The organism is Algoriphagus sp., assembly GCF_046296635.1.
Classification (GTDB): Bacteria; Bacteroidota; Bacteroidia; order Cytophagales; family Cyclobacteriaceae; genus Algoriphagus.
The window spans coordinates 38,635-54,592 of record NZ_JBKBKZ010000011.1; the positions used below are offsets into that span (position 1 = coordinate 38,635).

The following is a 15,958-nucleotide window of genomic DNA, read 5'->3' on the forward strand; positions in this document are numbered from 1 at the left end:
TTTATTGTAAAGATTGACTTGGTGAAGAAAGTTTTGCTTTCAGTGGGAATGAACCGAACTGGCCAATTGCCATCGTTCCCTCCATTGTTGTACCGGTGATTTCTCCGGAAATATCCACGGTGAGGGACATGCCACCAGCGGCGACATCGAATTGGAAAGTGAGCGTCTTGCCGCTGAGTTCTACATTTTTTATTGGAGCAGTCACTTTTCCTCCGCCGGAAGGGTCATCATAAGTGATAGTTCCACTGTAATCTGAGCCACTTTTGGAAATAGTTAATTCTCCTCCAGAAGATCCTGCGGGGGTTTCGGAAGTGTATTCCCAAACTCCTGTGATGGAAGGGGATGTGCCATTTTCTGATTTTCCATTTCCATTGGTAGCTTTTTTCTTCACTTCGTAGTCGAATACATACCCATCAACAATGACATGTTTGATTTGAGCATCTTCTTTAAAAATCGAATCTGTACTAATCACGAAGTTCGCCATTTTTCCTTTTTCGATAGTTCCTGCCATTCTGCTGATTCCAAGGATTGAAGCTGAATTGGTGGTTAAAGCAGCAAAAGCAGCTTTCTCGCTCAAACCGTTTGCAATCATAGTTCGGATTGTTTTCAAGGCATCGCCCGCCTTTGCATCAATGGTGGTGAAGGCAAAGGGAATCCCTGCTTTCTCCAACAAAGAAGCTTGCTTGAGTGCTTTATCGTAGGCTTCTTTTACCCGTTCATATTGTGCTTTTGTCGACGTTGATGCGCTGTCAGCCTTTTGATTTTTTACTGCTTTGTCATCTGGTAATTGCAGTTTGATGAGAACAGGAGTACCAGAACTCTTGATCAAGTCAATTACATTTTCATAATTTTCAAGGCCAGACAGGACAAGTTTGAAACCAAGCTCTTTTTGCAGAGCAATTGCTCTTCTGACTTCCAGATCAGATACAGTTTTGAAAATAATCGGAATCTGTCCCTGAACTGCTGTGGCCATTCCGCTTTGGGTTGGAGTCATTTCCGGTCTTTTTACTCCAGCTGTAGAAGCGAAAAGTTTAGAATGATCCAAAGCAAGGGTAGAATTTTGATAAACATCCCGGAACTTGGCCATGACACCTGCAGCTGTGGCAGGATACATTCCTCTCGCACCGGAGAAGTTGGCCGCCAGAGCAGTGTTTTCCTGAAGGAGATTCACAGAAGTCGGACTTCCGAGGATCATTAGTGATGCTTTTCCAGGCAACATTCCACCATCAGGAAGGATTTGGCTGATAGTAAATCCTGATTTTCTCCAGTCGTCTATCTGACTGTCAGTAATTGAAAACTGATCCTTTGAAGATCTCCATGGAGTAATGCCTGCGAGCTCATCAGGTGGGGTGGAAGACACAAAATCTTTTGGTCTCTCAGGATCTTTGGGTTTGGTTACTCCAGCTAATCCTGCGCCATCAATGAAACCCGGATAAATAAATAAAGAGTCTCCGGCGATCAATTGGGCTTCTTTCGGAAGTGAAAGATTGGCTCCCATTCCAAGAATCACTCCATTGCGGAATAGGATAGTGCCTTTGGTGCCCTGTTGTCCAGGAGCTGCAAAAATTGTAGCGTTGGTAATGGCATAAGTATCGGAAACTCTTCGCTTGCCAGTCGGGTCACTTTGTGACCAAACGGTATGCGAGAAAATTCCCGACAAAAGCAATCCAACGATTCCTGCTTTTAGAAATTGTTTTTTCATTCTATTAATGGTTATTCTTCAAGAAGCAAGCTAACAAAAGCTATTTGAGCTTTTAGAATGATTTTTTTTTCGAATCTTTTTTTTTGATTAATGGTGTCTAAGTTAATTTAAAGTGCAAATAAGTGCATCTGATTTACATCTCTCAGCCAAGTGACTTATTTGAACGGTTTAAAAGGCTTGGATTTTGTAAGTACATGCTATCTTTAGTCTTGGATCACCCCAACAACATGAAAAAAATCCTGATTATTGAGGACGATTTGCTCATATCAAGTTTAGTACAATTCAGATTAAAAAAAGATGGTTACGAGACACGACTGGTCTGTGATGGAAATGAAGGTATCAAAGCCATCGATGAATATACTCCTGACCTGATAATTACAGATGTGATGATGCCCTTCCGGAGTGGAATTGAAATAATTCACCACGCTAAGCAATCTCAGCCTAACACACCAATTATAGTGTTAAGTTCTCTCGGTGAAGAGGAAGAAGTAGTTTTGGAGGCCTTCAATCTTGGAGTTGCTGACTTTATTCCCAAGCCATTCAACCCAAATGAGCTAGCAATCCGAGTCAAGCGTATTCTTAAATAATGCTTATGGAGGCAACTCTACTCAAGATTTTCAGTCTGTTGGTTTTCTTCTTTGCTTCTACAGTTGTGAAAGCTCAGGAAGTCAATATTCCAGTCAGTAAAGATGAGCTACATGACTTTTTAATCTTACAGGCGGAAGTTCCTGGTTTGAAGTATAGATTTTTTTTAGCAGATGAGGTTTTCCCGGACAGTCTTTTTTCAGACAGTCTTTATTCGTTCACAAAAACTGATTCAGGGCTGGTATCTCAGTTTTATTCTGATTTTTCTCAGTCGGATCAGATAATTAAACCTCTTCTGGAAAATAATCTAAAACCTGAAATCCAATACTTAGTCTTTTCAGAAATCGCTTCCACCGCAGCCACACGTGAATACATCTCCAATTTGTTAAAAAGCGGAGATTTTTTATTTAAACTTAAAAAATCGGAGCCATCAGAAGACATAGTAGCATTAGCTTCTTATGCAAGGTATTCACCAATGCAGAAGTTTAAGCTTAAATTCATTTCTGACTTGAAGCTTTTACTTGTCACTATTATTATTGGTTTTTTCTTTACGGTGGCCTCATTCATGATTGGATTTATGCTAATCATGAAAGTCAGGAAAAACAAAAAAGAAAATCTCCTTAAAGAATACGATATTCTTATTATCGAGCCTCTGACGAATTTACTTTTTGAGAGAGAGCTTCAGGAGATTATTGACCTAGATCAAACCACAATTAATGATTATTTCCCTGAATCGATGCTTTCTAAGCAACTTTTCAATGAGGTTTTGATGGACCGGATTATTGGGTTGAATAAGAAAATGAAGGGGGAGTTCAAGGAAAAGTTGAAAGCATTATACAAAAAATTGAATCTGGATAAAATTTCAATCGATTCATTAAATAGTAAAAGGTGGGATAAGGTGGCGATGGGATTGGTTCAAATCAATGAAATGGATCTCAGAGAGGCGCTACCAAAAGTTCAAATCCATGCAAATTCCGAAAATTTTCAAGTGAGATCCCAGGCTGTGGCTACTTTGCTGAACCTTTCTGAAAAGGTGGATTTGAAATTCCTAAGGGATCAGACCTTCCCACTTTCACTTTGGCAACAGATGAATTATCTGAGAATCATCAAGTTTGTCAGCCACCAAAAAACACTAAAAATAGAAATTCTCTTCGATTCCCAAAATCTAAGTATCCGTATCTTTGGATACAAGCTCGTAAAAATGCTCGGTAGAGTCGACCTTATTGAGGTAGTCGCCAACAGAGCGAGAGAAGTTTCGGATGAGGAGAAAATTGAGATTTTGGATACTTATGCTTCACTTGGGGCTCATATGGAAGTTGGTTTTGTCAACAGCTGTCTAAAATCTGACAATTCCTTGGTAGTTCTGACTGCTGCATACGCTGCGTATTCCATTGGAGATACCGAAACAGCAGATATATTGACTGATTTGATCCGTAAAGAGTCTGATTTCAGGAGAAAAATGACCTTTTCAAGGAGTTTATATGAGTTGGACAAAGACCGATTTGACCAAGTTATCAGCAGTGGTATTGAGAAAGAGGATACGGATATCAAAAGGCATATTTTAGACCCCATGCTTCAAAATGTATAGCTTTTTGTTTTTTCTTATTTTGGAGATATTCGGTTGGCTCTTTTTGATTCTTAGCTTCGCTGTAATCGTTATCTATATGATTATGATGGTGTTGAGCGCCTTAGAAATGCGTGACTACCTTCGAAAAAACAGATTTGCAGATTATGGGGATATTGTCACTTCTCCGATAGCACCTGGAGTATCTATTTTGGCACCTGCCTTTAATGAGGGAGCCAACATTGTTCAGAATGCCAAAAGTTTGCTTTCGCTGCATTATGGAAAGTTTGAGGTGATCCTGATCAACGATGGTTCCAAGGACGATACACTTGCGAAACTTATTGAGTCCTTTGAGTTGGAGAAAACAGACTACGCATATAATCCTGAGATCGAAACGAAGCCGGTCCGAGGGGTGTATCGGTCCAACAACATGTCGTATAGAAGGTTGACAGTGATCGATAAAGAAAATGGCGGAAAGGCGGATGCACTTAATACCGGAATTAATATTGCTAGGTTAGAGATTTTGGCCTGTATTGATGTGGATTGTATTCTTTCCAATGAGTCGATCTCCAGAATGGTGAGGCCATTTATGGAAGAGACCAACCGCATCGTGATCGCTGTGGGTGGGGTGATAGGCGCTGCAAATAATTGCGATGTACAGGATGGTACTGTTACTACTTACAGAGTACCTGAGTCACAGTTGGGCAAATTTCAGGTAATTGAATATTTCCGAGCGTTTCTGATGGGTCGTATGGCTTGGTCTCGAATTAATGGACTCATGCTAATCTCCGGGGCCTTTGGTTTTTTCAAAAAAGATTTGGTAAGAGAAGTTGGAGGCTACTTCCCTAAAACGGTGGGCGAAGATATGGAACTAGTCGTCCGGATGAGAAGGTATATGGAGGAGCAAAAAAAGCCTTACCGTGTTGCATTTGTTCCTGATCCATTATGCTGGACAGAAGTACCTGAAAGCGAGGAGATACTATCAAAGCAACGCAATCGCTGGATGAGAGGGACTATCGAGACTCTACAATTGCATAGAATAGCCAGATTAAATCCAAAGTATGGATTAATGGGAATGGTTTCTTACCCTTTTTGGTCAATTTTTGAAAAATCAGCTCCAATAATCGAATCTCTTGGAATAATCTACACCTTGATTTTATTGATTATAGGTGACTTCAGTGCAGTATATTTTTTCGCATTGTTGATAATGATGTATTTATTGTCTTTGTTGGTTTCCTCCTTCAGTGTACTCTATGAACAGCTGGCATATAATCAATACAAGGACAAAAAGGATCTCCGTTCTCTGATTTGGACGATTTTCACAGAGCCTTTTTTAATCCATCCGAAAATTGTTTTCTGGGGCCTAAAAGGGCATTATGATTTTATTAATGGTAAAGGCGGCTGGGGGGCTATGATACGTACAGGCTTCAAAAAAGCCGAAGACAAGAAAAACCTGTCACCACAATCAACTCTGAAATGAAAAGGCTACTTATTTCTTTTCTCTCAATAGTTATTTTAGTCTTTTCTTCCAAAGCTCAGGATTCTTTCGATCCCGATGAACTCTTGGTGAAGGCAAGGGAATTAATCCTAAAGAGCAAGTATATAGAAGGTCGAAAAATTGCCTTTCGGGCTTTGGAAAAGTATCCCGATTATGCGGATATTTTGATTTTGGTGGGTAGAAGTTATGCTTGGGAGGGCAAGAATGATTCTGCAACCATTTACTTGGAAAAAGCCGTCATTGCATCTCCTCAATATGAAGATGGATATGTTGCATACATAGATAATTTGTTTTGGGCAGGCGATCTGGACAGCGCAGAAAAAATCATTGACCGAGCCAAATCAAACCTCGGGACCCCAACTCCGGATCCCATTATCTATCGGGAATCACGGTTGTTTTATTACCGAGAACTTTATAAAGAAGCTTTTGAATTGGTGGATCCACTTTTTAAAAAAGGATACAAGACGGAGGGCTTGCTGGGATACATGAAGAATCTAGAGCGATTCCGAAAGGTCAATGCAGTGGGAGCAACCTACGATTACGATACATTTATGGGAGATTTAGCACCCTGGCATACTTGGTCAATCTATGGAAGAACCCGCACCAAACTCACGGGTGCATTGATAGCAAGAGTGACCCAATCAGTCAGATTTGATGATTTTGGGACTTTGGTCGAACTTGATGCTTACCCGTCCATTGGAAAAAATGGCTACGCTTACCTCAATGTCGGGGGCTCAGGTGCTTCATTCTTTCCAAAATTAAGGCTTGGAGCTTCCTATTATCATAATCTTGAAAGAGGATGGGAACTTGAAGGCGGCTACAGATACCTTGGTTTTGCAGCGGCGACTCATATTATTACCGGGTCGGTTGGGAAATACACAGGAAACTGGTGGCTTAATTTGCGGTTAAATGTGATCCCGGATCCAACTCTTGGGACAAGTTCCTCTACCCAATTTACAGCACGATACTATTTCAAAACCGCTGAAGACTTCTTTAGCATTCAATTAGGGACCGGCGTGTCACCTGATGAGGAAACAAGGGACCTTACCCAATTGCTCAACTCTTACCGAGCAAGAATTGGTTACCAGCAACTTATTTCCCCAAAATTTATGATTTATGGATTTACCGGATTTAGCAGGGACGAACTGAGTACTGATAATTATAGAAATAACATCAATTTGTCTCTAGGGTTTGAATACCGCTTTTAAGCTATCATTATATATGAAGGAAGAATTAAAACTGTTTTTATTTAAGCTTTGGCCGTTCCTTTTCATCTTTTTAGGATTGCCACTTCTAAGCTTGGCAGTTTGGTTCTTTTCGCCTTCTAAGACTCTTGACATTTTGGTGATAGATAAAACTGTGCCCGACAATTCCTTTCAAGAGCATGCAGGCTTATTCTGGACACTGAATCATTTGAAATACAAAAAGTCAACTGGTGATTTTTATAATTTGGAAAAGGATTATCTCGGATATTTCCCGAACAACACCCAAGGCCTTGGGACTATAAAAGATTTACAACGGAAATCAGAAAGTGAAATTAGATCTATAGCCAAGAAGCATGATTTAATCTATCTGGCGGATTCATACGGTATTTATGAAGGTGATTTTTCAAATAATCAGGATGTCCTACTCACCAAAAAGATTTATGGTGGGCTTGACCTTTCGGAAATCCAATTGATAAGAATGGCTAGAGAGGAAGGCAAAGTAATGATTGCTGAATTTAACTCTATGGCTTCTCCTACTCCCAAACTTGTTAGGACAGAATTTGAAAATTTAATGGGGGTTAAATGGACTGGTTGGATAGGCCGCTATTTTGATGACCTCGATACGTTGATTAATACTGAGATTCCCCGATGGATGATCCGACAATATGCTCAACAGCATAGTTCTTGGAATCTGAGTGGTCCGGGGTTGATCTTTATAAAAGAAAGCGGGGAAATTGAAGCCTTTCTTCATACCAAGGATTATCAAAATAAAATACCCCTCGTTAGGACCCAGAAACTCAATAAGCATGGCTTCAAGCTTCCTGAAGTGGTTCCATATCCCGATTGGTTTGATGTAGTCTTGATCGAACGGGACTATCAGGTAATTTCATACTATGATATTGATCCCACTGCTTTGGGTCTTCAGCGACTGAGAAGTATGGGATTGCCACGGTTTTTTCCTGCTTCAGTCTTGCGGGAAATTGGAGACGCTCATCAGTATTATTTTGCAGGAGATTTTTCTGATATTCCGGGAGATTTTGGGTCGCCGTATTTTTATGGATTGCCTGCACTTTGGCGAGGCCTTTATGCTGCTTCGGATTACACTGATCGACAGGGATTTTTTTGGAACTATTATAATCCTTTGATTAACCAAGTTCTTCGTAGGTCATTGGATAAATCTGATTAGTTCCTTGACTGGGTAGGAATGGGGTAGAGCTTTCTAGTCTGAACCATATAACTATTCCTGTTTTTAAATTCTTCAAATTCTCCATTTAGCCTGTTGAAAATGTTCTCATCTTCTATCGCGTCAATATTCAGCCCATCAGAAACAATAAAGGTCTGACTGTCAGATAATAAAAACTCTCCATGAATATAATCAACCAATTGATTCTTATTTCTCATGAGTGGCATGGCAATGAGAGATTGGAAGGTCCTAGCGGTATCTAAAACTTGCCCTTGCCATATTACTTCCTCTGGCAATTCAATCAGTTTTTGCTTTTCCAACATAGCAAGTAGTGAAGGCGTAATTTCATAGTGGCTTGTGACTCCCTTGAAATAGTCTCGACGGGTTAATAATGGTGAGTAAATTAATAGTGGTACATGAAATCGATCTAGCCGGGAAGACATCGGTATCTCAGGAAGTCGATGATCACCTGTGATTACAAATATAGTATTGGCGTATTCAGGACGATTTTTATATGCATCAAAAAACAATTTAATCGCATCATCAGCATATAAAACCGTCATGTAGATGGATTCATAAGAAAGGTATTCGTTGATTTTTTCTGAGCTCAGCTTAAGTTTATTTGTAAGATGATCCTGCAGTTTTTGTTGATAGAATTCTTTTTCTGGAACGATATAAGGATCATGTGAGGTCTGAGTTTGAAAAATCAACATCTGAGGTGCATTTCGCTCTTTTGGAAGCTTTTTCAGTCCGTTTAGAAAAAGGGCCTTGTCCGGATATCCCCACGAAAATCCGTTGGTTGAGGGGGTTTTGTTGAATGACGCATCAAAGCTGGATTCATCCTCAAGCTGTACCGGTTTTTGATAGCCTATAAAATCGCCTACACGGTCAAAATTTTTGTCCGCACCGATGAAGTATCGGTTTTCGTAGCCATTATCCCGAAGCACACTCAGAAGCGAGTTATGATGTGGAAACTCTTGGTAAAGTTCCAAGAAACCTTTTTCACCAAAAGGAAGTCCTCCAAAGACTCCCGGAAGTAGTCCAAATGTCCTCCCGGTGGAAGATAGCGCATTGGTCCATACCAAGCTGTGTTGCTCCAAAGAATCCAAAAAAGGGGTAAAACTTCCAAGTGGGGCATCCTTGCCTGAATAAGATTTCCCAAGGCTTTCGAAAAAAATGAAGACAAAATCAGGAGCTTGTGTCAAACTGTCGAAAAATGGACTCAAAACATCCGGATAATTATTTTTATGGAGGAAAGGATATTCTTCATTTGTGAATTCTTTGGTGATGAGTAAATCATCATTAGTACTTCTGAGATAGAAGTCAAAATAGAATTCCCCACCATACATCCAATGATTGATTGCCTCTTCAGCTAGATATTTGGATTTGTTTAACTCCATATTTCTTCTGATCTCATTTGCTTCCAATTTTCTTGATTCCAATAAAAAAGTGAAGGCAAGCAGGCCTCCAAAAAGGAAGGCTGTCAAAACCAAATAAGTAGTAAGACTAAATCGAACGATCCTTATTCCCAAATAGAGTAAGCCCATCAAAAATGCTGATGCTACTAGTCCAAGGACCAAATTGACTGCATTTAATTGCCCAGAAGCGGAGACTGTAGACACTAGGTCGCTATAACTGTAGGCGAATAGATCTTTACCTAGCGGCAAGAGTGTTTTCATAAAATAAAAAACCAAGGCCAGATGGATAATCATGAATAGCATCATAATTATCTGAATAAAAAATCTGGTGAACTTTGCAGAGATTAAACTCAGTGAAAAATGGATAATGAAAAGCAATCCGAGTAAATAAAGGAACCATCCCAAATCTTCAACAAGGCCTTGAAAAAAAATATCTTTCCATGAAAATCCTAAAACATGATTTTCAAATACAAGGAAAGTCTCAGCTACTCTGAACACTAGCATTAAGGCCATAAAAATAAAGGCCATACCCCAAAAATTCCTAAAAATATTCTGTATGCGAAGCGGTAAAGTCGAGCGAATTTCAGCCTTTTGGGCCATAGAAAGGTGTTAAGTTTTTCGTGTGAGTGACAGAATATAAGTCAAATTTCGGGTATCTTTCCGTTATATTATAAATATATGAGTAAATCAGATTTGTGGTTGGAGCTTTCTTCCAATTTAAGTACGACTGGAGCACTAACATTTAGTTCCAAGGCTTTAGTTAATAAAATGCTTTCATATACAGACATCGAAAAAGCAAATCTCATTGTAGAACTTGGGGGAGGGGATGGAAGTATTACTCAGGGAATCAGCGATAGACTATCTCCAAATGCAGAGCTTTTAGTTTTTGAAATCAATAGGTCTTTTTGTGATGCAATGGAAAAGCAATTTCCCATGTCAAATGTCAGGATTATTTGTGATTCAGCTGAAAATTTAGAGCAATATTTAAATGGGAGAAAGGTAGATTATGTATTATCTTCTTTACCCTTTAGTTTGATTTCGAAAGAAGCTACGGATCAAATTCTCATTCATTCGAAAAACTCCCTGAATGGTAAAGGTAAATTTATCCAGATTTGCTATTCCTTTTTACTCAAGAAGCTTTTTGGGAAATACTTCCCGAATGTCGAGACTAAATTCACTATCCGTAATTTGCCGCCTGCCTTTGTGATGATTTGTAACTAAAGTAATCCGGGTATGGAAGTACTCCGAACAGCCATATTTGATTTTTGTAACAGAAGAAAAGCGAAATCCTTTTGCCCCTCAGAGGTCGTCCGTCAGATGTTTCCCGAGGATTGGGCGCTTTTTATGCCGGATATTCGGGAGGTGATGATGGTGATGTACCGCGAAGGACTGATTCAGGTATCCCAAAAAGGAATTCCCGTTGATCGTGAAGAAAATCCAAAAGGGCCAGTGAGGATATCAGGAATCGCCAAACCAAAGTGATTAGTCTGGTGTTATCTCTAAAAATCCAGCGAAATGAATTTAGATCAAGCACTTCCAAAAACAACCGTTGAAATTCCCGCAGGACTCGAGTTAATCACACTTGGTGCCGGTTGTTTTTGGTGTACAGAAGCAGTTTTTCAGCGGTTATCGGGAGTGGAAAAAGTGGTCTCAGGATATGCAGGAGGAATTATCCCCAATCCATCATACAAGCAGATCTGCACAGGGACCACAGGCCATGCCGAAGTCATCAACGTGTTTTTTGATCCAAATAAAACAAGCTTGGAAAGTCTTTTGGAAGTTTTCTGGGCTACACATGACCCGACTACGCTCAATAGACAAGGTGGGGATGCGGGGCCACAGTACCGCTCCGGCATTTTTTATCAAAATGAATCTCAGAAGGAAATCGCTTCCAAACTTAAAGCGGAACTAAATGCCCAAAAGGTATTTGATAAACCAATAGTCACTGAAATCACCGCATTCAGCAATTTTTATCCTGCGGAAAATTACCATCAGGATTATTTCAATCTCAACGGAATGCAGCCCTATTGCCAGTTTGTGGTGAAACCTAAAGTGGATAAGTTAAAGAAGTATTTTGCTGAACGATTGAAGTGAAAATTTGATTTGTCGGATTGTGAAATATCGAAGTTCAGCTGCGTTGTCTATCAGTCATTTAAACACAAAACTTTATTTTTCTCATTGACCAGTTTATCAACTGACATTCAAATTGACATGACAAATCAGTGATTTTACCTAATTTCGCAGAATTTAATCTTTTTAAAATTTATAAAATGAGCCTGGGCAGACAGGTTGGGGACAAGCTCCTGCCTGAAGGCAGTCGGGTTTGACCGTTTAAAGAACAAGTATAAAATATGAAACGAACCAGAGCACAAGAATCCAGAGCAGCCATCGAGCGATTGTATATCACCATGCGACACCTTTTCAACAGGGGTAGCTACAAGCCGATGGGGATCTCCGGTGAAGGCCTGATTCAAGCTCTGATCACCCTAAGTCCGGAAATCTATGGCTCACTGACAGATCCAGAAAAGATCGAATTGGATGGTTTGCTCTATGTGATGGAGCGATTACCAAGAGGAATAGAGGAGTGCCGCTATGTCAGATTGATAAGCAGAGAAGGATATGAGACTTCGCACTTAACTCCACTTATTCCACCAAGAAGGAAGCGGAACTGCTACCGCTTGGATCAGCAGATCATGTATGTGGAAATGACCCGAGGCAGGTCTGATATTTATGATATCTTGACTCACTTGACTTTCCTGTATATCGAATCCCGGAAGATTCTAAAAAACAGTACAGATCCAAAGGGAAGAATTTCTTCCAATTGGATCATGCTGGAGGATTTTGTAAAAAAGGAACAGGCAGGAGAGGAGTTTGAAATTGAAAGTGCTAGTGCCTATCTCAGTCACCTGATTGGGAGGACTTTTGAAGAGACGAAGTACGCGGTCGATAAATTCGCCAAAAGTGGTAATTCCAACAGTTTGTTCTCAGTGGTTTATTACTTGGGTAAGCTCGCCATGGATGAATTAATGAATGGCTTGGACCGAGAGATTAGTTTTTCTGCTACACTTCGGGAGCGAGTGGGACATCACGTTTACGGGGAATTGTGGTCGGACCGGATTAAGGAAACACTTTTGAATCTGGATTTACTCAAGCGACCGATTCATATCATTTCCGCAAATCTCCATAGCGTCCTTAATACGATATATGGACATCAGGCCCTTGGTCTTAAATCCTATGAAGAAATAGAGCAAGTGGTGATGGATATTTCGGTCAAAGCCAAAAATAATCATGGTAAGAAAATCCGTGATTATGCCGAAAAACATGGCTTTATTGACCTTCCCGATGAATCAGGAACCAATATAGGCGCTCAGATTATTGATACTGCATGGCTTGAAAATCCCACGTTGATTCCAGGAATAACCCTACCCGAGGACAAAGAAAAGCGTCCTGTTTTTGTCGTGATGGATTATGCCTTTGGAGAGCAAGCCTATGAATGCTTTGATGAATTGCTGAAAAAATACAATGTAGACGATAAGGAATATCCGCTGAATATTGTTTCCACTTCCATCATGGGCAAGGCCGGAATCCTTCATGGTGGCAAAGGAGACCTGATGGTCCCGGATTCTCACGTTTTTGAAGGAACTGCTGATAATTATCCTTTCAGAAATGAATTGAAAAAAGCTGATTTTGAGGGATATGGACTTGGAGTTTATACCGGTTCAATGGTGACAGTGCTCGGCACATCACTCCAAAATCGGGATATTTTAACCTATTTCATGAAGTCCTCATGGCATGCTGTGGGACTCGAAATGGAAGGTGCCCATTATCAAAAAGCAATTCAGTCAGCCTCGAAAATTCGAAAAAGCATCCGTTCCAATGTAAAGGTGCTGTACGCTTACTATGCTTCAGACAATCCACTGGAAACTGGCAGTACACTTGCCTCAGGTGCTTTAGGAATGGAAGGCGTTAGGCCGACTTATTTGATTACTTACAAAATTTTGGAGAAGCTGTTTGGAGAGAATTAATCCCCCTTTTTTTAACGCAAAGTTGCGTAAAGAAATAGAAAAAAGGCAGGACAAATCTCTACCTGAACCTCATGCCTTTAAGGTTACCAATCCTTTTTAAGGGCACAAAGTAAAAAAGCTAAAGCTTTTATTCTTTATCTACTCTAGTCGAGTGAAGCATATCCAGCCTCCAACCCTTGTCGGTTTTTACAGCTGTGGCGCTTTCCAGCCACTTGATTTCTTGGATGACCTGACCGTCCCGGGTTAAAGTAGCAAAATTCCAGTAGCCAACCCAACCACGATTTCCTTCTACTTTGGTTTGGATAAATTCGAAGCGATTGGTTCTAATCGGACGATTTGGGTTTTTGCTCGCTCGCTCAAAATAGCCAAGAATGATTGCATTATCCCAAATCTCCCCTTGCTCCAGCAATAGAAAATCATCTGTGTAAAAGTCTCCCAACTTTTCTGCATCCAAATTTGAAAACAATTCATCGAAAGAGTTTTGAATCAAGTTTTGGATTTCGGTTTCATCCGAAGTTTGAGCTTGGGAAAGAGGAGAAAATCCAAGTAAAAGGAAGATAAGAAGGAGTACATTTTTCATAACTGTATGGATAGCTAAATCTATTGGCAGAAATCCTCATTTTTTCAAAGTTAAAATCAAATCCTCCAAAGCTCATTTTCTTTGGAGGATTTTTCCGATCAATACCCTGCATTCAAAGGCGGAGGTCCATCGGGAACAATCCCTTTGTAAACATAATCTCCTTTTTTGGTCTTGAATTCAGCTTTGATTTCGTTTCTCAAGGTTTCATTTTGATACAGATCCACCATGGTCATTGCCAGCGCTTTTGCAGCATAGCCCATGCCTTTGTGTCCAATCGACATGCCACCGGAAGCTACCACAGCCCAAGAGTGCCAAGGGGTGCCATTTGGTGCAGTAGTTGCGCTCATTCGGATCGTGGGTACCACCCAACTTACATCACCGACATCTGTGCTTCCTCCCATGCTGTGTTCTAGCGTTGCTTCAAGGGGTTTGATTTCTGAGATTAATCCGATTTGAGGTTTTCCAGTTGCTTCTTGAATCTTCTTGGCAAATTCCTGCTCCTCCGCTGTATAACTGATCGGTCCTAAATTCTCAAGATTTTCTTGCATTACCTCGGAGCCTTTTCGGTTTACCAGAATTTCATGTACACCGGAGACTAGGGTGACCTTGTGGCTTACATTAGCGAGGATTGCAGCTCCCTCTGCCATTTTCTCGACTTGTTTCCATACGGGCATCAAGCCTTCTCGGCTGGTATCTCTTACCCGCACCCAAAGTCTACTGTAATCCGGAACTACATTGACTACCTGGCCACCATCCTGAATATGATAATGAATCCGAACGGTTGGCTTGACATGTTCCCGGTAGTAATTGATGCCATTAGTGTAGAGTTCGAGTCCGTCAGATGCAGAGCGTCCATTCCAAGGATCCGCCGAAGCATGTGCTGCCTGACCGTTGAATTCTACGATGAAATCCACCAAGGCCAGACCTTTTTGTACGTCTGTTTTGGTCTGATCTTCAGGATGCCAATCCATCATAATGTCCACATCATCCATCAATCCTGCTCGAAGCATCCAAAGTTTTCCAAAAAACTTCTCTTCCGCTGGAGTTCCATAAAACCTGATAGTTCCTTTGAGTTTGCCTTCAGCAATCAAATCCTTTATGGCGCCAGCTGCACTGAGTGAGGCTACTCCAAAAAGATTGTGCCCACAGCCATGACCGGGTGCATCTTCGTGAAGAGGACTTTTATAGGGGACCTTGTTTTGAGAGAGTCTGGGAAGTCCATCAAATTCTCCCATGATTCCGATAATCGGAGATCCTGAGCCATATTCCGCTACAAAAGCTGTAGGAATTTCACCCACACCCCGAGTGACTTTGAATCCGAGTTCTTCTGCATAAGCGGAGAGCGCAGCGGATGATTTAAATTCCTTAAATGCAATTTCTTCGAAGGCCCAAATTTGATCACTGAGATCAGTCATGGCTGCAAACCGTGTGTCAATGGTTTGCTGAACAGAACCTTTCAGAGGATTGGGTTTGGGGGCTTTTTGAGCTAGCAGTGGCGAAAAGGCCATTGTTGCTATCAAACAGGTTAATACAAGCTTTTTGTTTTTCATGGGGTTTGGTTTGGTGGCTTTTTTTATATGAAATGTCGGACAGGAAGTTACATAATTCTCTGCCCTTAATTTTCTTAATGGTTAGAAACTCTTTGAGAAATCAAAATGGTTAATCAAGGTGGAGGAGTATTGATTTTTAACCATTTAGGAAATTGAGTTAATTAAGAATTAAGACACTAGCACATGTTAAGTTTAGAGTCATTTATACTTGTAACAAATTGATAAACAGTAGATTGGTTTAAAGCTCAAAATGCCCTTAATTTCTTAATGGTTAGAAACTCTTTGAGAAATCAAAATGGTTAATCAAGGTGGAGGAGTATTGATTTTTAACCATTTAGGTAATTGAGTTAATTAAGAATTAAGACACTAGCACATGTTAATTTTAGAGTCATTTATACTTGTAATAAATTGATAAACAGTAGATTGGTTTAAAGCTCTAAATGCCCTTAATTTCTTAATGGTTAGAAACTATTTGAGAAATCAAAATGGGTGATCAAGGTGGAAGAGTATTGATTTTTAACCATTTAGGTAATTGAGTTAATTAAGAATTAAGACACTAGCACATGTTAATTTTAGAGTCATTTATACTTGTAACAAATTGATAAACAGTAGATTGGTTTAAAGCTCTAAATGCCCTTAATTTCTTAA

The 15,958-nt window shown here is 40.2% G+C and carries 13 protein-coding genes; 9 read left to right on the forward strand and 4 right to left on the reverse strand.

What is annotated here, in order from left to right; translation table 11 throughout:
* Window position 1: 1 nt before the first annotated feature.
* Entirely contained in the window at window positions 2-1,702 is a 1,701-nt protein-coding gene (locus ACK4HU_RS09990) for an amidohydrolase family protein (protein WP_409806289.1), read from the reverse strand.
* Window positions 1,703-1,929: 227 nt separating this feature from the next.
* Between ACK4HU_RS09990 and ACK4HU_RS09995 the strand changes: the two genes are divergently transcribed.
* From ACK4HU_RS09995 to ACK4HU_RS10015, 5 genes are read left to right on the forward strand one after another with little or no spacing between them, the layout of a single operon-like run.
* On the forward strand, window positions 1,930-2,289 hold the full coding sequence (locus ACK4HU_RS09995; protein ID WP_409806292.1) for a response regulator transcription factor: 360 nt from the start codon (window positions 1,930-1,932) through the stop codon (window positions 2,287-2,289).
* 5 nt (window positions 2,290-2,294) lie between these two features.
* Complete coding sequence (locus tag ACK4HU_RS10000) at window positions 2,295-3,875, forward strand: HEAT repeat domain-containing protein (protein WP_409806295.1); 1,581 nt, start codon at window positions 2,295-2,297, stop codon at window positions 3,873-3,875.
* 4 nt (window positions 3,876-3,879) lie between these two features.
* Window positions 3,880-5,331 (forward strand): glycosyltransferase family 2 protein, encoded by a 1,452-nt coding sequence (locus tag ACK4HU_RS10005; protein ID WP_409806297.1) that lies wholly within the window; start codon window positions 3,880-3,882, stop codon window positions 5,329-5,331.
* On the forward strand, window positions 5,328-6,557 hold the full coding sequence (locus ACK4HU_RS10010) for a YaiO family outer membrane beta-barrel protein (RefSeq protein WP_409806300.1): 1,230 nt from the start codon (window positions 5,328-5,330) through the stop codon (window positions 6,555-6,557). Before ACK4HU_RS10005 ends, ACK4HU_RS10010 begins: the two co-directional genes overlap by 4 nt.
* A 13-nt stretch (window positions 6,558-6,570) precedes the next feature.
* Window positions 6,571-7,740, forward strand: a complete 1,170-nt coding sequence (locus tag ACK4HU_RS10015; RefSeq protein WP_409806303.1) for a hypothetical protein — start codon at window positions 6,571-6,573, stop codon at window positions 7,738-7,740.
* Here the strand turns inward: ACK4HU_RS10015 and ACK4HU_RS10020 are convergent.
* Window positions 7,737-9,755 carry an LTA synthase family protein gene (locus ACK4HU_RS10020; RefSeq protein ID WP_409806305.1) on the reverse strand — a complete coding sequence of 673 codons (2,019 nt, stop codon included), beginning with the start codon at window positions 9,753-9,755 and terminating at the stop codon, window positions 7,737-7,739. The genes ACK4HU_RS10015 and ACK4HU_RS10020 overlap by 4 nt on opposite strands.
* A 78-nt stretch (window positions 9,756-9,833) precedes the next feature.
* Between ACK4HU_RS10020 and ACK4HU_RS10025 the strand changes: the two genes are divergently transcribed.
* From ACK4HU_RS10025 to ACK4HU_RS10040, 4 genes are all read left to right on the forward strand, one after another.
* Window positions 9,834-10,376: a class I SAM-dependent methyltransferase gene (locus ACK4HU_RS10025; protein WP_409806308.1), complete on the forward strand. Its 543-nt coding sequence runs from the start codon at window positions 9,834-9,836 to the stop codon at window positions 10,374-10,376.
* 12 nt (window positions 10,377-10,388) lie between these two features.
* Window positions 10,389-10,637, forward strand: coding sequence for a DUF3253 domain-containing protein (locus tag ACK4HU_RS10030; RefSeq protein WP_409806311.1), 249 nt, complete (start codon window positions 10,389-10,391; stop codon window positions 10,635-10,637).
* A gap of 33 nt (window positions 10,638-10,670) precedes the next feature.
* On the forward strand, window positions 10,671-11,249 hold the full coding sequence (gene msrA / locus ACK4HU_RS10035) for a peptide-methionine (S)-S-oxide reductase MsrA (RefSeq protein WP_409806313.1): 579 nt from the start codon (window positions 10,671-10,673) through the stop codon (window positions 11,247-11,249).
* Window positions 11,250-11,506: 257 nt separating this feature from the next.
* Window positions 11,507-13,180, forward strand: a complete 1,674-nt coding sequence (locus ACK4HU_RS10040) for a DUF6909 family protein (RefSeq protein ID WP_409806315.1) — start codon at window positions 11,507-11,509, stop codon at window positions 13,178-13,180.
* Window positions 13,181-13,307: 127 nt separating this feature from the next.
* Here ACK4HU_RS10040 and ACK4HU_RS10045 read toward each other — a convergent pair whose 3' ends face one another.
* A complete protein-coding gene (locus ACK4HU_RS10045) occupies window positions 13,308-13,760 on the reverse strand; it encodes a DUF4440 domain-containing protein (RefSeq protein ID WP_409806318.1) in 453 nt (150 codons plus the stop codon).
* Between the two features lie 98 nt (window positions 13,761-13,858).
* The gene (locus ACK4HU_RS10050) at window positions 13,859-15,310 is read right to left on the reverse strand and encodes an amidohydrolase (protein WP_409806321.1); all 1,452 of its coding nucleotides are present in this window, start codon (window positions 15,308-15,310) and stop codon (window positions 13,859-13,861) included.
* Window positions 15,311-15,958 lie beyond the last annotated feature (648 nt).